A 19,855-nucleotide genomic window follows, 5' to 3' on the forward strand; every position below is an offset into this window, starting at 1 on the left:
CAATATCAACTGCGTAGTTGAGAAATAGGAGAATTGCAGCAAGAATACGGTTACTGGCAAAATCTCTTGATATGCAGGATCTGTTTTTCATATAATGGAGTACATATTATGTAAATATCGCTTGATGACCTGCGTAAACAAATATTGGCAGGAGAAGACGGAACTCACCAGTTCAAGGAGAATATTACAAATCCGGAATCTCTTGCTGCCGAGATAGTTGCCTTCTCAAATAGTGAAGGCGGATACATCTATATTGGTATTTCGGATCAGGGTGAAATCAAGGGGCTCAGCCAGACTAATATTCGTAGAATAAATCAACTGATTGCAAATACAGCAATAAATAATGTAAAAAACCCAGTTAATGTAAAAACACAGAATGTTGTATTTGAAGACAACAAGGTTATCATTGTTCTGTATGTACCCAAGGGTAACGACAAACCATACTTTGACAAGAATGGTATCATCTGGTTCAAGGTAGGTTCTGACAAGCGTCGCATATGTTCCAAGGAGGAACTTCGACGCATATTTCAGGAATCTCATCAATTTCATGCAGACGAGATGCCAACAAAAGCTGGTCTGGAGAGTCTGGACAAGTTGTTGTTCCGTGATTTTCTGGAAAAAACATACAAATACAAATTCCCTGATTCACCAGAGGAACAGATTCGCTTACTGAAAAATCTCAATCTGGCGACACAGGACGGGAAGCTGAACCTTGCCTGTGTGCTTATGTTTGCCTTGCATCCTGAGCGCATAGTTTCCCAGTTTGGGGTAAAGGCAATACGCTACCCGGGCAATAAAATTCATACAGACCAGTATATTGATAGCGAGGATTTTTCAGGGACTATCGAGAAAGTCTATCAGGACTGTTATGCCTTTATCATGCGTAATCTGCATAAAATACAGGATAGTCAAGGCATAAATTCCCCGGGCATTCCGGAAATACATCCTGTTGTTTTGGAAGAAACGCTGGTCAATGCTCTTATACACAGGGATTATCTGATTGACTCGCAGATACGGATTTTCATATACGATGACCGTGTTGAAATCATCAGCCCAGGGCATTTGCCCAACAACCTGACAACAGAGAAGATAAAAAGCGGGAATGTGGTTTTGCGCAATCCCATTCTGGCTTCCTATGTCGCAAAGGGAATTCTCCCGTACCACGGCCTTGGAACGGGTATCATAAGATCTCTGGATGCGTGCCCTGATATTATTCTTGATGATGACAGGGACGGGGATCATTTTACCGTAATCATTCCGCGAAGAAATGCCGAAAGACTGGCTTCCTTGACCGACTGGGAGAAGGATATTTCTAGAGCGGAGAAACCGGCTTCGATGTCGGAAGAAAAATTCAGGCTGTCGGAAGAAAGTTCGGAGAAAGGCACCCTAGGTTCGGAGATAGGTTCGGAGAAAGGCGCCCTGGGTTCGGAGATAGGTTCGGAGAAAGGTGCCCTGGGTTCGGAGGTAGGTTCGGAGAAAGGCACCCTGGGTTCGGAGAAGGGTTCGGAGAAAGGTACCGAAGGTTCGGAGATAGGTATCGGAAGTTCAGAGAAAATCCTGGAGATCATCCGCAAGGATCCGACATCATCTGCCCGCGATATCGCAAATCAGCTCCAGATTTCCTCTCGTGCAGTCGAAAAACACCTTGCCTCTCTTCGCCAAAAAGGAGCCATTTATCGCATAGGCCCCGCCAGAGGAGGCAGTTGGGGGCTTCGCTGACAAGCTTCAGCCGGAAATCCGGACATGGGATACAGAAAGGGGACGGTATGGCCATCTGGCCTAACCGTCCCCTGCATTTTTCCCGATTCCGGGGCATGTGTTGCTACTGCTTTGTCTTGGAGTAGATGAGCGATTTGTCTATGCCGTCCAGCATATCGTCGTTCTCCATGGCCTTGTCCATATTGTCCATGTTCTCCAGCACATCCAAAAGCCAGTCCACCATTTCTCTGGCCGCTGTCTTGTTCATGTAGATGCGGGTGTGGATGGTGCGCACTATGTTTGTGTTGAGCTCGTCGCCTGCCACAAGCTCGTCCGTAGGCGCGTGGCCGGACTCGTCCAGGGACATGTCCAGATCGCGGTCATAGTTCTCGCTCTGCGAGAAGAATTCCATCTCGACTGTGTCGGGGCCGGAAACGCCTCCGTACACGCCATGGGCAACCCTGGGCTGAAGGCCCTTGACCCTGTGGTAGCTCAGGGTGACTTTTTTCAGATTCTGCATATGTGTTTCCTTGTTGCTTGTCCCTGATCCCGGGCTATGCAGTCCGGATTTCTTTGGCTTTCTAGCGCTTCAGCAAGAGCCAGGCAGGGCCTGCCGCATCGAGATTGCTGGCAATGTAGTTGGCCCTGTCTCCAGAGCCACAGTAGATGTCTATGCGGTTGCGCTTGATGGCTCCGCCCGTGTCCTGGGCAAGGCCTATGCCCCGCAGGGGGGCAGTAGTGTACGTCTGGTCCGGAACGTTGACACCAAAGGCCACGATGCCGCCCAGGGGCAGAAAGGTTCTGTCCACGGCCAGGGAAATGTAGTCGTCCACTGTCTGGTTTATGGCCCCCACAGCGCCCCTCGTGCCAAATCTGAAGAAGACATAGGAGGGGTTGGCAAAGAAGATCTCGTGTATCTTGTCCGGATTGTCCTTGAACCACTGGCGTTGTTCTAGCACATCCCCGCTGTAGAGCACGTAGCCCTTTTCGCGGATGATGCGCCCCGAGGCCCTGTACTTGTGGCCGTTTTGCCCTGCATAGTTCAGATAGGCCGTAGTGCCATCATCGAAGATCACCTTTCCGGAACCCTGGATTTGCAGAAAGTACACATCAACGGGATCCGCCCAGGCAAGCTCGAGATTTCTGCCTGCAAGGACCTGTCTTGGCCCGTCAATGGCCTCGCGGCTGTGGAAACGCCGCCCCCTGCTCCTGATTTTCTTGAGTTCCGGCGGAACTGCGTAGATGGCCTGGGTATATTTGCCGGCCTTCTTCCTGCTCGCCATGATGGTAGGCTGGTAGTAGCCCGAATACTTTATGCCTCCGTCCACTTCAACCCAGCGGAACTTTTCATTCAGAAGGGAAGGCTCGCTGTCGAGACGAGGCAGGAGCGTTCGCAAAAGCTCAAGGCTTTCCACAAGCTCGCCCCAGGTTACCTTCAGATTCGGCCTTGCGACCGCAAGGCCATCTACGGGCTTGGACTTTGCGTACGCAATGGACTTTCTGATGGTCGGGGCCATTTCCCTGAAGGAAAGGAGTTCTTGGTTTTGGGGCTTTAAGTATCTGGCGAAAAAGTCTGGCTTTTCTCCCAGGGCCACGGCAGGCCCGTAGGGCGCAAATCTTGCTACGTCTGTGTCGGACTTTTTGGCAGAGCAGCCGGCAAGGAGGATGAGGCAAAGAAGGAGAAGGCCGGATATCCGGAATTTTTTTGGAAAATGGGACAAGGGTTCACCCCGACCGCACTGGGCATGAGGTTTTGGGCAGGCAAGGGGCTAAAGGCCCATGGCTTGCTTTTCCTTGCGCTTTGTAGCGCTTGGTTTGGGAGAGGGGACCTTTGAAGGATCCCGAAAGACAACGGATTGCAAAAAAGGCCCATGCAGGATGTTCCTGCAGGGCCTTCTTGGCTGCATTTGTGGTGGCCCCGGCGTGAATCGAACACGCGGCCTACTGCTTAGGAGGCAGTCGCTCTATCCGACTGAGCTACGAAGCCATGTGAGGGGAAACTTGTAGCCAATGACCTGCTCTTTGTCAAGGCTTGGCAAATTTTATGGACATTATATTGTAATGTATTGCAATTACTGGTAAAAATGCGGTCATCGCCTGGCCTCGGGGGCGGATGAATTGAGAAAATACCTGTTTTTGCCCATTTCCTTTGCCTTGTAGAGGGCCTCGTCTGCCCTTGGGTAGACATCTGCAAAGCCCTCGCCCGGGCAGCACAGGGCAACACCTATGCTGCAGGATATGCCGTGCACGCCGTGAATCTTCATGCCTGACACCCTGGAGCAGACCTGGTTCGCAAGCTCTTCGATGTCCTTTTGCGGGATGTCCTCGCAGAACACCGAGAATTCGTCACCGCCAAGCCTGCCCACAACGCCGCTGTCCTCGAAGACGGATTTCAGGATGTGGGCAACGCCGATAAGCACCTTGTCGCCGTTGGGGTGCCCGTAGGTGTCGTTGAGGCGCTTGAAGTTGTCTACATCGAGAATGAGCAGATAGGAGGAGCTGGTATTGTCGCTTATGCTTGCGTTCACGTGGCGGATATAGGTGTTCTTGTTGAGCAAAAGCGTCATCATATCCCGCCTGGACTGGAAGAGCAGGCGCAGAAAGTAGTTGCCAAAGATGATGATGGCTATCTCGACTATGATGAAGACCGAGACCGTGGTCACCACAAGCTGCATGCCGAGATTGACGAGCTTGTACTCGACTTCCGCCCCCAGGCTTATGCCGTAGTAGTGCAGAAGATTGTCGGCCCTTCCGTAGAAGTGGTACATGAGGCCGAAGAAGATCAGTGACAGGACAAGGATGAAGGAGATGTTTGCTATGTAGAAGGACTTGTTTCTGATGTGTCTGTTGGAGTACTTGAGCTCGCTCACCACCTTTGCCATGAAGTCCGTGCGTATGAACTTGTCGAGAAGAAGTATGGCAAGGACGTTGATGGTGTAGTTCAAAAGGCCGCTTGGGGACACAAGACGCTCAAGGCCATAGAGGAAGGAGATGTTGGTTTTGGGAAAGAAGAGGTCCAGGCACAGGAAGACTATGGAAGAATGAAAGAGGTTGACAAAGACTACACCTGCCACGATATAGAGCTTGGGGAGACTGTACCTGCGAATGCAAAGGAAGATAAGGCCAGCCAGAAAGCCAAAGGCAATGCGCGTGCCTAGACTCAAAATCAGGCTTTCCAGGGGAGCGCCGCTCAAGATGGGGGAGAAGACCTGATCCGCGTAGGCTACGGCCGAGATGGAGGCCTTCCAGATGCTGGTCAGGCCGAAGACACAGCCCAAGATGGCACCCGCAAGCGGCCCGAGTACGTAGGATCCGAAGATCACCGGAATGGTCATAAAGGTGATGGAAATGGGCTCTATGACAATGTAACCGAACGCGGAAAATGCCAGTATCACTTCCACTGCCATGAAGAACAGGAGGATATACAGATAGAGCTGGCGGTCCTTGATCATAGTGAAAAGTGCTTGCCTTGACCTTGATGGGGAAAAAGGGAGGCCTGGGAGCGAGATTAGTAAGCTCTTTCCCATTAGAAGACTCTGTAGCACAACACTCCCCGGTGGTGTCCAGTCCCCTGACTGAATTTTTTGCCCAAAAGAAAAGGAATGGCGAGAGGATGCGACACGGAACAAAAAAGGCTTCCGGGAAAGCCGAAAGCCTTTGTGTTGCATGTTGTGTGCCGGGGCAAGGAAGTGTCAGAAGGTGTAGGCAAAGATGAGCTGTGCCTTCCAGCCGTCCTGCTTTGAGTACGTCTCGCCCCACTTTCCGCCGTGCGATCTCTTCCAGGTGTCCTGGTCTATGAAGTTCACAAGGTAGCCCAGCTCCAGGTTCACCTGCAGATTCTCGTATATCTGGTAGGCGTTCACAAGGTTGAATTCGAGGATACCGTCGTTGGTGGTGAGATAGTGCTCAAGGTCGCTGATGTTGGGATCGTCCACGCACGAGCCCCAGCTCCAGGGATGCAGGGCGTACTTTGCCATGGAGGGGGAATTGGTGCCGCCGCGGTACACGGCCCTGAAGGTGTGCTTCAGATCCTCCACAAAGCTCATGTCCCGTATCTGCAGGCCTATGCCCCAGGTGCCGGCGTAGGAAAGATTGCGGTCGTAGAGGTCCGTAGAGCTCGCCCAGGCAAGGTTTCCGTCCCCAAGGAAGGAGGTGAAGTTGCCGGCAGAGGAGACTGCTGGCAGGCGCTCGGAACCGTTGCCGGGATTGCCATCGTCGCCTGAAGAGTACCAGCCGAAGATGCCGGGAACGCCCCAGTCCATCTTGTATTCCACAAGGGCCTTGGCAAGCCAGCCCTCGCGCTTTGTGCTGTAGCGTTCCGTGACGCCGTCGCCGCGCGTGATATTGCCGCGTCCCATGCTTTCAAGGTAGCCGTAGTTGATGTCGAACTCTATGTTCCACGGATCCCAGAGCGTGAGCTTCACAGGCAATCCTGCCCAGAAGGCAGAGGTGTTGGCGTGCTTGCGATCAAAGGTCTCGCTGTTCCAGCGACCGTTGTCGTGCTCGTAGCCGCTCATGGTGAACCAGCGGCGGGGATTTTCGTTGTTCCTGAAGGTGTTCTGCCCGATGATTCCGTACATGACCCAGGGCGTTGCCTCGATGCCGTCGAAGGTCAGGGGCACGGCCAGGGAGATGAGATCCATGTTGTCGAGATAGCCGTCCCTGTCATTGGAAGAGCCATCCTTGATTGCCGTGTAGTTGTCGTTGTAGGGCCTGGCCCAGAGCAGGGTCACGCCCACGTTTTCGCTGAAGCGGTAGTTGGCGACCACACCTGCCACGTCATCGTTGTGGATGGCGGATCCGCCTGCCGCGAAGGGCAGGGGCAGGCCCTGCAGGCCCATGCGTACCTTGAGTTCCGTATTGGGCAGGGCCCAGTCAATATAGGCGCGCTTGAGCTTGATGACATTGGTGCTGTCCGCGCCAAGCGCGCCGCCAGTGGAGGCCTGGCCCCAGTTGGTGTCGCCTATTTCGAAGAAGACCGTGCCGGACAGGTTTTCCGATGCTACGGCATCAAGCTGCAGGCGCAGGCGCTGGCCTGCGGAGAAGATGTCCTTGTTGTCGGCCTTCTTTCTTGCTCCTTGTTGGCGTGTGTGGCTGAGCAGGCTGCCTTCCGCAGCATTGAAGCCCATGAGCCACTCGCCGCTGACCTTGAATTCTATGGCTTGGGCACCGCTGGCAGCAAACAGGGCAAGGCCGGCTGCCAGAAACAGGGTGGCAAGTCTTTTCATGTGTTCTCCCGTGATGTTTTGCTTCAACCTGGATTGTTCCGTCCGGGAGTGGAGCGGATAACCTTAAGTCAATGCGCGGTTGATACTGTGGGTCCGACAAGGCGGACCCGGGGCACAAGACAGGTTTTGTGGGAGAGAATCTGTTTTTGCGGGCGCAAGGCAGGGAAAAACCCGCTTTTTTCCTGCCCCACGTATCTTCTCTTTGTTTTGTGTGGAGACGTCCTCCCAGGCTTGTTGCCCGAGAGGACGTCCTTTTTTTGTGCTGGACGCCAAGGCAGGCTTTGGAAAAAAGGACGGGCGTGTCATGCGACAGATAGCTGCCTGCCTCAACGCTTTTCGCACAAGTAATTCCCCGGGCCGAACTCTTTGCTCGGCCCTGTTTGCGAGGATATATTGTGGTATATTATGGGTGAACAAGGATCTTGATGTTCTCGTCCTTGTTGTTGATGAGCTCAAGGAAGCCCTTGTCCACGATGTCCTCAAGGCCAATGCGGCCGGTGATGAGAGGCTCCGCCTTGATGGCACCCTTTGCCATGAGGCGGGCAAGACCCTTGAAGTCCTCGATGGTGTAGGCAAGGGATCCCACGACCTTCTTGTCTGTGCCGCTTAAGGAGAAGAAGTTGAAGGCGCTCGGCTCTTCGAAGATGCCCACGATGATGGCAGTGCCTGTGTTGCGGATGACGTCCACGGCAAGGGGACCTGTGTGCTTGTTGCCAATGCACTCGAAGGAAACGTCTGCGCCAGAGCCGTTGGTGAGGGCCTTGATGGCAGCCACGGGATCTTCTTCCTTCGGATTGATGACAACGTCTGCTCCGCACTCCCAGGCCTTGGCTATGCGTGCCCTGGACATTTCAAGGACTATGATTTGTCCTGCACCGGCAGCCTTCGCAGCCATGATGGTACCAAGGCCTATGGTGCCTGCACCGAGCACGACCACGGTAAGGCCCAGAATGCTTCCAGCCATGCGCACGGCCTTGAAGCCTGTGGCAAGGGGTTCCATGACAGCGCCTGCCTCATAGTCCACGCCGTCGGGCAATATGTAGCAGAGCTCTGCGGGCACGTTCACGAGGCTTGCGAAGGCACCGTCGTTGTGCAGGCCCGTGAAGGCCAGCTTTTCGCAGACATTGTAGCGGCCCTCACGGCAGGGCTGGCAGACGCCGCAGTGCTGACAGGCGTCGGGTGCCACGCGATCGCCCACGCGCACGGAAGTGACTCCCTCGCCCACTGCCACAACGTCGCCTGTGAACTCATGGCCCAGGATGAGCGAGCCTGCCTTGCCTGTCAGAGGATGCGGAGTGGTGGGGATGAAGATGGGGCCTGCCAGGTATTCATGCAGGTCAGAGCCGCAGATACCGCACCAGGCGACCTTGATCTGCACCCAGCCCGGCGGGGGCGGAGGGGGAAGGGGAACTGTGTCGAGACGGACGTCCTTGGGGCCGTGCCATACGGCAGCAAGCATTGTTTCGGCCATTGCTTCCTCCTTGGGGCAAGAACCTGTATGGAACTTGCCCGGGAACCTTGTGGAAAAGGGCAAAACTGGCGAAAGGGGCTATTCGGGATGGACCAGGATCTTGATGTTCTCGTCCTTGTTGTTGATGAGCTCAAGGAAGCCCTTGTCCACGATATCCTTGAGGCCAATGCGGCCGGTGATGAGGGGGTCGGCCTTGATGGCGCCCTTTGCCATAAGGCGGGCAAGGCCCTTGAAGTCCTCGATGGTGTAGGTGAGAGAACCCACGACCTTCTTGTCCGTGCCGCTTAAGGAGAAGAAGTTGAAGGCGCTCGGTTCCTCGAAGATGCCCACGATGATGGCAGTGCCTGTGTTGCGGATGACGTCCACGGCAAGGGGGCCTGTGTGCTTGTTGCCAATGCACTCGAAGGAAACGTCTGCGCCAGAGCCGTTGGTGAGAGCCTTGATGGCTGCCACGGGATCCTCTTCCTTCGGATTGATGACAACGTCTGCTCCGCACTCTTTTGCCTTGGCTATGCGTGCCCTGGACATTTCGAGAACGATGATCTGGCCCGCACCGGCAGCCTTCGCAGCCATGATGGTGCCAAGGCCGATTGTGCCTGCGCCGAGCACGACCACGGTGAGGCCCAGAATGCTTCCAGCCATGCGCACGGCCTTGAAGCCTGTGGCAAGGGGTTCCATGAGTGCCCCTGCCTCGTAGTCCACATCGTCTGGCAAAATGTAGCAGAGCTCGGCAGGCACATTCACAAAGCGCGCGAAGGCTCCGTCGTTGTGCAGGCCTGTGAAGGCCAGCTTCTCGCAAACATTGTAGCGGCCCTCGCGACAGGGCTGACAGACGCCGCAGTGTTGACAGGCGTCGGGCGCCACGCGGTCGCCTACGCGCACGGAGGTGACGCCCTCGCCCACTGCCACAACATCGCCCGTGAACTCGTGGCCCAGGATGACGGAGCCGGACTTTCCGGTCAGGGGATGCGGGCTTGTGGGAATGAAGATGGGGCCTGCCAGGTATTCATGCAGGTCAGAGCCGCAGATACCGCACCAGGCGACCTTGATCTGTACCCAGCCTGGTGGGGGCGGCGGGGGAAGGGGAACCGATTCCACACGGATGTCTTTCGGGGCATGCCATACGGCAGCAAGCATTGTTTCGGCCATAGCTTCCTCCTGGGGGCGTATTCGATTTGCAAAGGTATGCCCAAGGAATGCACGGAGTATGCCACACAATGCATTTGCCCTGATTCAATACGAGATATTTTTTTCACAAGCATTTTGTCGTATGCAAGACACAGTGTCTTGCCCTGTTTTGGAACACGGGAAAAATTGCCGTGTTCACAAAAGGAACAGGAATTTTCCCAAAGACGTGACTTTGCGGGAAAAATGACTGTGAATACAGGAAAAGACATGGAAAAGAGGCCCGAATCTGTGCCGAAATGGAACAGTTTCGGGCCTCTTTCTTCCTTTGGAGCCTTTGGCTGGAAATTTCAGGAGAGCTGGTATTTGCGCATCTTGGCGTAGAGGGTGTTGCGGCCTATGCCAAGGGCCTTTGCGGCCTGAAGGATGTTGCCATTGTAGTGCTCGATGGCTGCCATGATGGTGCGCCGTTCCATGTTGTCCAGGGAAAAGTCTTCCACGTCCAGGTTTTTCGCTCTCTCCCTTGCCGTTTGCTGCTGGCCGCTCACGGCTTTCGGTAGATGCTTGGGCTCGATGCGGGCTCCCATGGACATGTTTACTGCGTACTCGACACTGTGCACAAGCTGGCGCACGTTGCCTGGCCAGTCATAGGCCTCAAGACAGGACAGAGCCTCGGAGCTGAAGCCTGCGTAGGGCAGATCGTGCTTTTGCGAGAGCTTGCGCCCGTAGGCCTTGGCTATGAGTGTGACATCGCCTGCCCGCTCCCTCAAGGGGGGAAGCTCCAGGGTGAGCACGTGTATACGGTAGAAGAGGTCCTCGCGAAAGGCGCCGGTAGCCACGAGTTCCTCGATATTGCGATTGGTGGCCGTAATGAGGCGGAAATTGGTGCTGATGACCTGGGAGCCGCCCACCCTCGTGACAGTGCCCGTTTCCAGGGGACGCAAGAGGTTCACCTGCATGCCCAGGGGCATTTCCGAAATTTCATCAAGAAAGAGGGTGCCGCCGTTGGCTTGCTCGAATTTGCCGCTCCTGGTTTTGCCTGCTCCGGTGAAGCTGCCCTTTTCGTGGCCGAAGAGCTCGCTCTGGATGAGATCCTTCGGGAGAGCCCCGCAGTTGACGGCAACGAAGGGATGGTTGGCTCTTGCGCTTGCCCTGTGCAGGGCTCTGGCAAAAAGCTCCTTGCCGGTGCCTGTTTCCCCAAGAAGCAGTATGGGCGCAGAGGATTTGCTCATGGCTCTTGCCCGCTCAATGATGTCGAGCATGGCCTTGCTCTGGCAGAGAATTTCCGCGAAGGGATCGTCTTCCTCCGTGTCCGTCCTGCCAAGGACCCTTGCGATATTTGGCGGGACAAAGATCGAGTTCGCGGGCTTTGTCTCCTGCAGGGTAATGCAGTAGTAGCGACCGTGGCCGGACCCCAGAAGAGAGCTCGCAAAGGGCGCAAGTTCGGCAAAAAGCTGGGGCCTTGTCCGGCAGACCAGAGCCCTTGGGGCGTTGTTCGCGCAAAGATCAAGGCCTTTCATGTCAAAGTAGACGGCTGCGCTTGCCCCGCGCAGATCCTGCCCTGCCCGCAGAAAGCGCGCTGCCAGGGGATTTGCGTAGGTGATTGTTCCCTGTTCGTTCACAAGGCAGATACCTACCGGCACCGAGCCAAGCAGTATGCGTACCATGTCGCGCGACGCCTCTTCCATGTTGTCTACGGAAGAGGCGAGAAGGAGGCGCTCCATCTCGCGCGCAGCCATCATGGTCAGCCACAGGGTCTGGCTGTGATCCGAGGTGACGTGTCCGGAAATGTCCACGCAACCCCACAGTCCTCCCAGGGGGTTGAAAATGGGGGTAGCGGAACAGGACCATGTGTGGTGGCTTATGCAAAAGTGCTCCTCGCCACTGACCCGCCAGGGAAGGTGCGTGTCCAGGGCCAGGGAAATGGCGTTGGTACCAACGCTTGCCTCGGACCAGACAGCTCCCGGCCCAAAGCGCAGACTGTCCGCCTGCTGCAATATCTTTCTGTTGCCAATGGTGCGCAAAATGTGTCCCTTGGCGTCCGCCACGGTCATGAGCAGATCCCGCTCCCGGATGGCCTGGTAGATGGTGTGCTCGATGCTGTTGCCAAGGCTCTTCAAAAGCTCTGCCAGCTCGTCTATCTGTTTCATGGGCACAAAGGCCATGCAGTTGGGCATCCAGGGATCGACGCCCCCGGCAAGGCAGCGCCGCCAGGAATCCAGAATCGGGGAGGCGGGCAGGGGCGCGCCTTTGTCCCCCGAGACAAAGCGCCGCCAGTCCTCCAGGGAAGGGTGCACGTGCTCTACTGGCTGAAAGGCGGCAAATCCCTGATCCTGCAGGAGAACAGCATCCTTCTCGTTCTCCCTGATGTGCGAGATATCTCCGTTGTGCTGTAGCTCGTACATGAGACTGTTCCCTAAATAATGCTTGTCCGAAAGCCCAGTGCCTGCCAATTGGACTTTCTGCTGCCCTAAATACCTTCTGATTGTGCTGGCCCAGCAGGCAAGGGGCAAAAGAGTGTGTCAAAAAAGAACAACAAGGGGCTAGTTCCCGAAGATTCCTTAGCATTATAATACAAAACTGGCACCAATATGCAAGCCAAAATCACAGGAAAGAGGGGGTGTTCGATAATGGAACAGTGGCCCGTTGGGGGGTATTTGCTCGTTTTTGGAACAGTGGAAGGGGTAAGGGTAAAAAGAGTGCACAATATCGGTATGTTGAAAACTGGCATCGATATTGCAAATGTTAAAGGGCAGATACAGGCACCATGTTTTGTGCATGGATTTCGAGTTTCACAAGGCAACGTCCCAGGGAGGTTTTGAGTATATGGCTTTGGATGTCGTGATGCCCAAGTGGGGCCTGACCATGAAAAGCGGCAAAATCGCGCGCTGGCTCGTGGAAGAGGGTGCCCAGATTTCGGCTGGGATGCCCCTGCTGGAAGTGGAAACGGACAAGATCACCAATGTGGTGGAAGCGCCGGCTGACGGCGTACTTTTGGAAATTGTGGAAGCGGCAGGAAGCACAGTCCCGGTCATGGAGGTCATAGCCCGCATAGGCGAGGCCGGCGAGACTTGTGCGAAGGCCGAGCCCAAACACGAGGCTGCCAACGAGGCGAAGGCCGGGGCGGACGCTGCTCCAGCCGCTGCGCCAAAGCCTGCGAAGGCTGCCCGCGAGGTCAGGGCCATGCCGGCGGCAAGACGCCTTGCCAGGGAGCTTGGCGTTGATCTCACCCTTGTGAAGGGTACGGGCAAGGACGGCATTGTCATGGAAAGGGACGTGGCCGCCCAGGCCGAGAGCGCGAAGGCCGAGGCTAGTGCTCCCAAGGCTGCTCCGGCTCCTGCTGCACAGGCTTCCCAGGAGACACCTGCGGACTACGATCTTGTGCCCATGGAAGGCATACGCAAGATCATAGCCGACAACATGCACGCTTCCCTCATGAACGCTGCCCAGCTCAGCGTCTTTGTGGAATGCGACGTGACCGACATGGTGGCCATGCGCGAGGAGGCACTCGCAAGGCACGCCGGCGAGGAAGGCTATCGTCTCTCCTACAATGACATCATAGCCTATGCTGTCTGCCGCGCCCTGAAGCTGCACCCCATCATGAACTCCACCCTGGTGGAGGACGGCATTCACGTGCACCATCACGTAAACCTCGGCATCGCGGTTTCCGTGGACAACGGCCTCATCGTTCCCAACGTGAAGCAGGCGGACACCTACAGCCTTGAACAGCTCAAGACAAAAGTGCGCGACGTCTCGGCAAGGGCTCGCAAGGGCGGCCTTTCCATGGACGAGATCAGTGGCGGTACCTTCACCATCTCCAATGTGAGCATGCTTGGCGTAGACGGCTTCACCCCGGTTTTGAATCCTCCGGAAACGGCCATTCTCGGTGTCGGCCGCGTGCAGGACAAGCCCCATGTCCACAACGGGACCATCTGCGTGCGCAAGCTCATGACCCTCTCCCTGACCTTCAACCATATGGTCACTGACGGAGGTCCTGCCATGAACTTCCTGCGCTGCCTTGCCGACATGCTGGAAAGACCAATGCTCATGCTGGCCTGATGCAAGGACAACCCCATGAAAAGACGCTTTATCATCGAGCTTGGCAGCGGGGCGGACCTGCACGGTGCGGATATGACCAAGGCCGCAGCAAGGGCCGTGCGTGACGCTGTTTCCCATGCCTGCCTGTGCGGGCTTGTGGACATTCTCGGCCGCACCTCCTTCGAGGGCATATATGTCCACGCCGAAGTACGCATACCCGAACCGGACGAGGTGGATGTGGAAAAACTCAAGGCCCTTATCCCCATCGGGGAAAAGGAAATAGTGGTGGCAAAGGGCGGCATGCGCGTGCCTGGCCTTGAGGTGGCCTGCTTTGCCAAGGGCTCAAGCGACATAGTCATGGCCTGCGCTGCCCTCACAGTCTATGTGGAAGACAAGCCCGAACAGGCCTGAAGCAACTGTTCCCCGAATTCCCAAAATCCGGAATTTCACCGGTGTCATACCATTTGAGCGAGCGATCGCTGACCTCTGGATCAATGAGAGGAGACGACCATGATGCAGACTGACAAGACAGTCCTTCTGGATATGTTCCGCACCATGAACAAGATTCGCTTCTTCGAAAGCGAAGTGCAGAAATTCTTTGCTGCCGGCCAGATTCCCGGCTTCGTGCACCTGTACCTCGGCGAGGAGGCTGTGGCCACAGGCGTGTGCGCAGCCCTGAACGCCTCGGACATGATCACCAGCACCCACCGCGGCCACGGGCACTGTCTGGCCAAGGGCGGCGATCTCAATCTCATGATGGCGGAAATCTTCGGACGCCTGGACGGCTACTGCAAGGGCAAGGGCGGTTCCATGCACATTGCCGACTTCAACATCGGCATCCTTGGCGCCAACGGCATTGTCGGCGGTGGTGGCCCCCTCTCCGTGGGCGCAGCCCTAAGCTGCCAGTACAAGGGCAGCAAGGACGTGGCAGTGTGCTTCTTCGGCGACGGCGCCTCCAACCAGGGTACCACCCAGGAATCCCTGAACCTCGCCTCTGCCTGGAAACTCCCGCTGATCTTTGTGAACGAAAACAACGGCTACGCCATCTCGCTTGCCCAGCGCAAGGCCATGGCCATCACCGACATCGCGGACAGGGCGGCAGCCTACGACATGCCCGGTGTTGTGGTGGACGGCAACGACGTGCTCGCTGTCTACGAGGCTGCCCTGCAGGCCGTGGATCGTGCCCGCAACGGCCTTGGACCCTCGCTCATCGAATGCAAGACCTACAGATGGCGCGGCCACTTCGAGGGCGACGCCTGCGTTTACCGTTCCGAGGAAGAGCTGGCCGAATGGAAGGCCAAGGATCCCATTCCCCGTTTTGCCAGGCAGCTTGTGGAGGCCGAGGTGGCCACCCAGGAGGAACTCGACGCCATCACAAGCGAGGTGGCCGAGGCCGTGGCAGCAGCCGTGCGCTTTGCAGAGGCGAGCCCCGTTCCTTCCGAAGAGAACCTTCTGGAAGACGTGTACGCCTAGGGGCGCTTCAGACTCGGGCATACGACGGACATCAGACAAAAATTTTCCTGAAACAACAGGGACGAAACGGAGAATTCTATGGCTCGCAAGACATACCTGCAGGCATTGAACGACGCCATGCGTCAGGAAATGGAGCGTGATCCCAATGTCTTCATCCTCGGTGAAGACGTAGGCAAATTTGGCGGCTGCTTTGGCGTTACCCAGGGGCTTTATGATCAGTTTGGCGAAAGGCGCGTGCGTGACACCCCCATCAGCGAAAGCGCCATCATGGGCGCTGCAGCGGGTGCTGCCGCGGCAGGCTTGAGGCCCATTGCCGAACTCATGTTCGTGGACTTCATCGGCGTCGCCATGGACCAGCTGTTCAACCAGGCGGCCAAGATGCGTTTCATGTTCGGCGGCAAGGCCAAGGTGCCCATGGTGCTGCGCATGCCCCAGGGCGCTGGCGTGGGCGCCGCGGCCCAGCACTCCCAGTGCCTTGAGGCCTGGTTCATGCATATTCCCGGCATCAAGGTCTGCATCCCCGCGACTCCGGCAGACGCGAAGGGCCTTTTGGTGAGTGCCATCCGCGACGACAACCCCGTGGTCTTCCTTGAGCACAAGCTCCTCTACGGCATCGAGGGCGAGGTGGACGATGATCTCTACGAGATCCCCATTGGCAAGGGCAAGGTTGTGCGCGAGGGCAGCGACGTGACCATCGTGGCAACGGCCCTCATGGTGCACAGGGCCCTTGAGGCAGCGGAAATCCTCGCCAAGGACGGCATCAGCGTGGAAGTCGTGGATCCGCGCTCCCTGGTGCCCCTGGACAAGGACTGCATCCTCGACTCCGTGCGCAAGACCCACGCCCTGGTTGTCGTGCACGAGGCAGTGAAGAACGCCGGTGCGGGCGCCGAAATCGCAGCCATGGTGGCAGAGGAAGCCATCGAGTACCTGGACGCACCCATTGTGCGCATAGGCGCCCCCTTCTGTCCTGTTCCCTTCAGCCCCACGCTTGAGCAGGCCTACATGCCCTCGGTGGAAAAGATCGTGCAGGCTGTGCGCGAGCAGCGCTAGGAGGCGAGGCTCGGGACGAGCCAGCCAGAGGCAGACAGGAACACAAAGGCAGGCCGGATATTCTTCCTGCCCCCTTTGAGGGGCTGGAAGAATATCCGGCCAGGGAAAGCGACGCATGAAAGTTGGACTTATCGCCAATCCGGCTTCGGGAAAGGACATCAGACGCATAGTCGCCCACGGCAGCGTCTTCGACAACCAGGAAAAGGTCCGCATGGTGCGCCGCATTCTGGCAGGCCTGAAGGAAGCAGGCATTGAGGAAGTGCTCTACATGCCGGATTCCTACGCCATCGTGGAAAGGGCCCTGACAGACTTGCCCGAAGCCCGGCGCCCGGCAAGCATTGCCCCCCTGGTCTACTGGCAGCACAACAATCAGGAAGACACTGTGAACGCTGCAAGGATGCTCGAAGAGGCTGGAGCAGGCCTCATGATCGTCCTTGGCGGGGACGGGACAGCCAGGGCAGCCTGCAAGGGCAGCCGCAAGCTCCCCATCCTGGCGCTTTCCACAGGGACCAACAATGTCTTTCCGGTCATGACCGAAGCCACCATGGCCGGCCTTGCGGCAGGTGTTCTCGCAAGCGGCGCCATCCCCATGGAGGCCGGCTGCCTTGAGGCGGACATCCTGGAAATCGTTGTGAACGGAGAGTGCGTGGACATGGCCCTGGTGGACGTGGCTGTCGCGCGCGAGGCCTTTGTGGCTTCAAGGGCTGTCTGGGATGCGGGAAGGCTGACTGCTCTCTTCCTTGCCCGCTGCAAGGCGGACAGCATAGGACTTTCGGCCATTGGCGGCCAGCTTTGCCACTGTCCTCCCTCGTCCGGCACAGGCCTGGCTCTTCAACTGGACAGCAGCTCCGAGCGCAAGGTGCGCGCTGCCATTGCCCCGGGTCTTTTTGTGGAGGCGGGCATAGTCTCGCAGCAAACCATGACCAGGGGAACAAGCTTTCCCGTGCAACAGCCTGCTGTCCTCGCCCTGGACGGCGAGCGCGAAGTTGTCCTGCGCAAGAAGGACGAGGCCTATGTACGCCTGGCCCAGCGCGGCGTGCAGGTGGTGGATGTGGCAAGAACCCTTGAGGAGGCCAGGAGAAAGCGCGTCTTTGTGCGCGGCTGACAGGGGATATGCAGGCAGCATGCAGACCACTCAGGAGATCACCATGAAACTCAAGGCAGGATTTCTCTTTCTGACAGCGACCGAGAGCGGCGACGACGGCCCGACCTGGGTCAAAACCCGGGGCGTGGACCTTCTGGTCATCCCGGTGAACACCTATTCCGAGGCCGTGGAAAAGGCCAGATGGGCAGTTGAGGAAGAGGGCTGCGCGGCCCTGGAGCTTTGCGGAGGCTTCGGCAACGAGGGCGCAGCCCGCATAGCCCGCTGCGTGTCCGTTCCCGTGGGAACAGTGCGCTTTGACGTGCACCCGGGGCTTGGCAACGCGAGCGGCGACACAATGTTCGACAAATAGCCAGACAAATTTTCTGCAAACATACAGCATGTCTGTATGTTTCAAATGATCACCACACCCCCAACGACACGGAGGATATCCCCATGAAAATTCAGGGAAAGGTAGCACTGGTGACCGGTTCTGCACAAGGAATAGGCAGGGGCATTGCCCTGCGTTTGGCCGAGGACGGCGCGGACATCTGCCTTGTGGACCAGAAGGCAGACAAGCTGTCCAGGGTGGCCGCCGAGATTGAGGCCCGCGGTCGCAAGGCTACGACCGTTGTCGCGGACGTGACCGATCGCGCGCAGGTCTTTGCTGCCGTTGACCACGCGGAAAAGACTCTGGGTGGCTTCGACATCATGGTCAACAACGCAGGCATAGCCCAGGTGGAAGCCCTGTGTGATGTGACAAAGGAGCAGCTCGACCGCATCTTCGCCATCAATGTCTACGGCGTGCTCTGGGGCATTCAGGCAGCAGCTGCCAAGTTCAAGGCTCGCAACCAGCGCGGCAAGATCATCAACGCCTCTTCCATAGCCGGTCACGACTCCTACGCCATGATCGGCGTCTATTCCGCAACCAAGTTCGCGGTGCGTGCCCTGACCCAGGCAGCGGCCAAGGAGCTGGCCTCTGCCGGCATCAATGTCAACGCCTACTGCCCGGGCGTTGTGGGCACGGACATGTGGCTTGAGATCGATGCAGGCTTTGCAAAGATCACGGGCGCAGCTCCCGGTGCAACCTACAAGCAGTACTGCGAGGGCATAGCCCTTGGCAGGGCCGAGACTCCGGAAGACGTGGCCTGCCTTGTCTCCTATCTCGCAAGCCCGGATTCCGACTACATGACAGGACAGGCCGTGCTCATCGACGGCGGCATGGTCTACCGCTAGAAAATACAGAAATTGTGCCCCAAATCCCGGCTTCGGGATTTGAGGTTCGGGGCCTGGCCGCCGTGCAGGCCGGGCCCATGCGAAAGGTCTTTCAGGCCAGGGCCCTGGCCCGGACAGAGAAGGGAGAACAACGTGAGTACAGAACTGACCATGCCCAAGCTGGGTCTGACCATGAAGACCGGCAAGGTGGCGCGCTGGCTTGTGGCCGAGGGTGCAAGCGTCCATCAGGGCGACGAGATTTTTGAAGTCGAGACGGACAAGATCACCAACAAGATAGAATGTCCCGCAGACGGCGTGCTTTTGCAGATCCTTGTCCCCCAGGGCGAGGTTGTGGAAGTGGGCACGGTCCTTGGCCTGCTCGGCGAGGCTGGCGAGGCCGTGGCGACAAAGCCTGCCACTGCAGCCCCCGAGGCTCAAGCGGAAGCTGCCCCTGATGCGGCAGCGCCTGCAGCCCAGGCCCCTGTCAAGGCAGCCGGCTCCTACATCCTGGCTACCCCCAGGGCCAAGGCTCTTGCCCGCTTCCTTGAGATGGACCTTTGCTTTGTCACGCCTACGGGAAGGAATGGCCGCATCCGTGAAGCAGACGTTCTGGCCCGCCAGGACGTGCTTTCCAGGATTGCCATCACCCCCCTGGCCCGGGTGCTCGCTTCCCAGGCAGGCCTTGACATCTGCACCCTGACAGGGACTGGCGAGGGCGGAAAGATCGTGAAGGCGGACGTCGAGCGCGCGCTGAATCCCGAGGCTGCTGCAGCTGCCGAGGCCGCCCAGCCCGAAGCCGCAGCGGAAGAGAGCGTTCGTGCCATGGTTCTCGAAGAGGGCGGTGGAAGCTTTGCCCGCGAACTTTCCGCAACCCTGGACATGACAGCCTGTCTGGCACTTTTGGCAGATCTCAAGCGCCTTGGCGCCTTGTACAAGAAGAGGGCCGATGTTCTTGGCATAGACATCGTTGTGGCCCTGGCCGTGGCGCGGACCCTTGCCAACCATCCCGCTCTGAACGCTGTCTACGCAAACGGGGAGCTCAAGACCTCGAAGAAGGTCGATCTTCTGCTGCGCGCAGGCGCTGCAGATACGGGCTTTGTTCTCGGCAATGCGGCAGCCCTTGGCATCCTGGCCCTTGCGGATGCGAAGAAGGCCCAAAGTCAGGGCTCGTCGACCTGCGCCTTCACATCCTTTGCTGCAACACGGATCGAGCGCGCAACGCCTTCACTTGTGGCCGGACAGGCAGCTGGCCTCACACTGGGCTCAGTGCACGATGCCGTGTGCGTTCTTGAAGGAGCGCCGGTTGTGCGCAAGTGCGCGGAGCTTGTCCTTTCCTACGACGCACGTCTCGTGAGCGAGGAGGCTGCCTGCGCCTTCATGGACGAGCTTGTGAGCGCCGCAGAAAGCCCCCTGCAGCTCGTTTTTTAGGGAATATTTCGCAACCATTTGCAGTTACCTGACATGTCCAGGCAAATC

At 57.4% G+C, this 19,855-nt stretch carries 16 protein-coding genes and 1 tRNA gene; 9 read left to right on the plus strand and 8 right to left on the minus strand.

Features of this window, described 5'->3' with window-relative positions; all coding sequences use genetic code 11:
- The first annotated feature begins 144 nt into the window (after positions 1-144).
- The gene (locus B5F76_RS07295; RefSeq protein ID WP_087352805.1) at positions 145-1,719 is read left to right on the plus strand and encodes an RNA-binding domain-containing protein; all 1,575 of its coding nucleotides are present in this window, start codon (positions 145-147) and stop codon (positions 1,717-1,719) included.
- A gap of 103 nt (positions 1,720-1,822) precedes the next feature.
- On the opposite strand, the gene B5F76_RS07300 is transcribed toward B5F76_RS07295, so the two are convergent.
- From B5F76_RS07300 to B5F76_RS07335, 8 genes are all read right to left on the minus strand, one after another.
- On the minus strand, positions 1,823-2,218 hold the full coding sequence (locus B5F76_RS07300) for a hypothetical protein (protein ID WP_087352807.1): 396 nt from the start codon (positions 2,216-2,218) through the stop codon (positions 1,823-1,825).
- A gap of 61 nt (positions 2,219-2,279) precedes the next feature.
- Positions 2,280-3,419: an MltA domain-containing protein gene (locus B5F76_RS07305; RefSeq protein ID WP_087352809.1), complete on the minus strand. Its 1,140-nt coding sequence runs from the start codon at positions 3,417-3,419 to the stop codon at positions 2,280-2,282.
- Between the two features lie 189 nt (positions 3,420-3,608).
- Positions 3,609-3,685 (minus strand) — tRNA-Arg (locus B5F76_RS07310).
- A gap of 103 nt (positions 3,686-3,788) precedes the next feature.
- A complete protein-coding gene (locus B5F76_RS07315) occupies positions 3,789-5,150 on the minus strand; it encodes a diguanylate cyclase domain-containing protein (RefSeq protein ID WP_162608744.1) in 1,362 nt (453 codons plus the stop codon).
- Positions 5,151-5,390: 240 nt separating this feature from the next.
- Positions 5,391-6,926 carry an outer membrane homotrimeric porin gene (locus B5F76_RS07320; protein ID WP_087352813.1) on the minus strand — a complete coding sequence of 512 codons (1,536 nt, stop codon included), beginning with the start codon at positions 6,924-6,926 and terminating at the stop codon, positions 5,391-5,393.
- Positions 6,927-7,329: 403 nt separating this feature from the next.
- A complete protein-coding gene (locus B5F76_RS07325; protein WP_087352815.1) occupies positions 7,330-8,397 on the minus strand; it encodes a 2,3-butanediol dehydrogenase in 1,068 nt (355 codons plus the stop codon).
- Between the two features lie 78 nt (positions 8,398-8,475).
- Complete coding sequence (locus B5F76_RS07330) at positions 8,476-9,546, minus strand: 2,3-butanediol dehydrogenase (RefSeq protein ID WP_087352817.1); 1,071 nt, start codon at positions 9,544-9,546, stop codon at positions 8,476-8,478.
- A gap of 326 nt (positions 9,547-9,872) precedes the next feature.
- Positions 9,873-11,927 (minus strand): sigma-54-dependent Fis family transcriptional regulator, encoded by a 2,055-nt coding sequence (locus B5F76_RS07335; protein ID WP_087352819.1) that lies wholly within the window; start codon positions 11,925-11,927, stop codon positions 9,873-9,875.
- Between the two features lie 373 nt (positions 11,928-12,300).
- Here B5F76_RS07335 and B5F76_RS07340 point away from each other — a divergent pair, with 373 nt between their 5' ends.
- The 8 genes from B5F76_RS07340 (at position 12,301) to B5F76_RS07375 (ending at position 19,807) form a co-directional block, all read left to right on the plus strand.
- The gene (locus B5F76_RS07340) at positions 12,301-13,581 is read left to right on the plus strand and encodes a dihydrolipoamide acetyltransferase family protein (protein ID WP_239406994.1); all 1,281 of its coding nucleotides are present in this window, start codon (positions 12,301-12,303) and stop codon (positions 13,579-13,581) included.
- A gap of 15 nt (positions 13,582-13,596) precedes the next feature.
- A complete protein-coding gene (locus B5F76_RS07345; protein WP_087352824.1) occupies positions 13,597-13,971 on the plus strand; it encodes a Lin0512 family protein in 375 nt (124 codons plus the stop codon).
- A gap of 99 nt (positions 13,972-14,070) precedes the next feature.
- Positions 14,071-15,033, plus strand: coding sequence for a thiamine pyrophosphate-dependent dehydrogenase E1 component subunit alpha (locus tag B5F76_RS07350; protein ID WP_204218348.1), 963 nt, complete (start codon positions 14,071-14,073; stop codon positions 15,031-15,033).
- A gap of 78 nt (positions 15,034-15,111) precedes the next feature.
- Entirely contained in the window at positions 15,112-16,083 is a 972-nt protein-coding gene (locus B5F76_RS07355; RefSeq protein ID WP_087352826.1) for an alpha-ketoacid dehydrogenase subunit beta, read from the plus strand.
- Between the two features lie 115 nt (positions 16,084-16,198).
- Positions 16,199-17,188, plus strand: coding sequence for an ATP-NAD kinase family protein (locus tag B5F76_RS07360; RefSeq protein ID WP_087352829.1), 990 nt, complete (start codon positions 16,199-16,201; stop codon positions 17,186-17,188).
- Between the two features lie 19 nt (positions 17,189-17,207).
- Positions 17,208-17,537, plus strand: coding sequence for a DUF6506 family protein (locus B5F76_RS07365; protein ID WP_204218349.1), 330 nt, complete (start codon positions 17,208-17,210; stop codon positions 17,535-17,537).
- Between the two features lie 83 nt (positions 17,538-17,620).
- The gene (locus B5F76_RS07370) at positions 17,621-18,400 is read left to right on the plus strand and encodes an acetoin reductase (RefSeq protein WP_087352831.1); all 780 of its coding nucleotides are present in this window, start codon (positions 17,621-17,623) and stop codon (positions 18,398-18,400) included.
- Between the two features lie 132 nt (positions 18,401-18,532).
- Complete coding sequence (locus B5F76_RS07375; RefSeq protein WP_087352833.1) at positions 18,533-19,807, plus strand: E3 binding domain-containing protein; 1,275 nt, start codon at positions 18,533-18,535, stop codon at positions 19,805-19,807.
- Positions 19,808-19,855 lie beyond the last annotated feature (48 nt).

The sequence above is a fragment of the Desulfovibrio sp. An276 genome (assembly GCF_002159665.1).
Lineage (GTDB): Bacteria > Desulfobacterota > Desulfovibrionia > Desulfovibrionales > Desulfovibrionaceae > Desulfovibrio > Desulfovibrio faecigallinarum.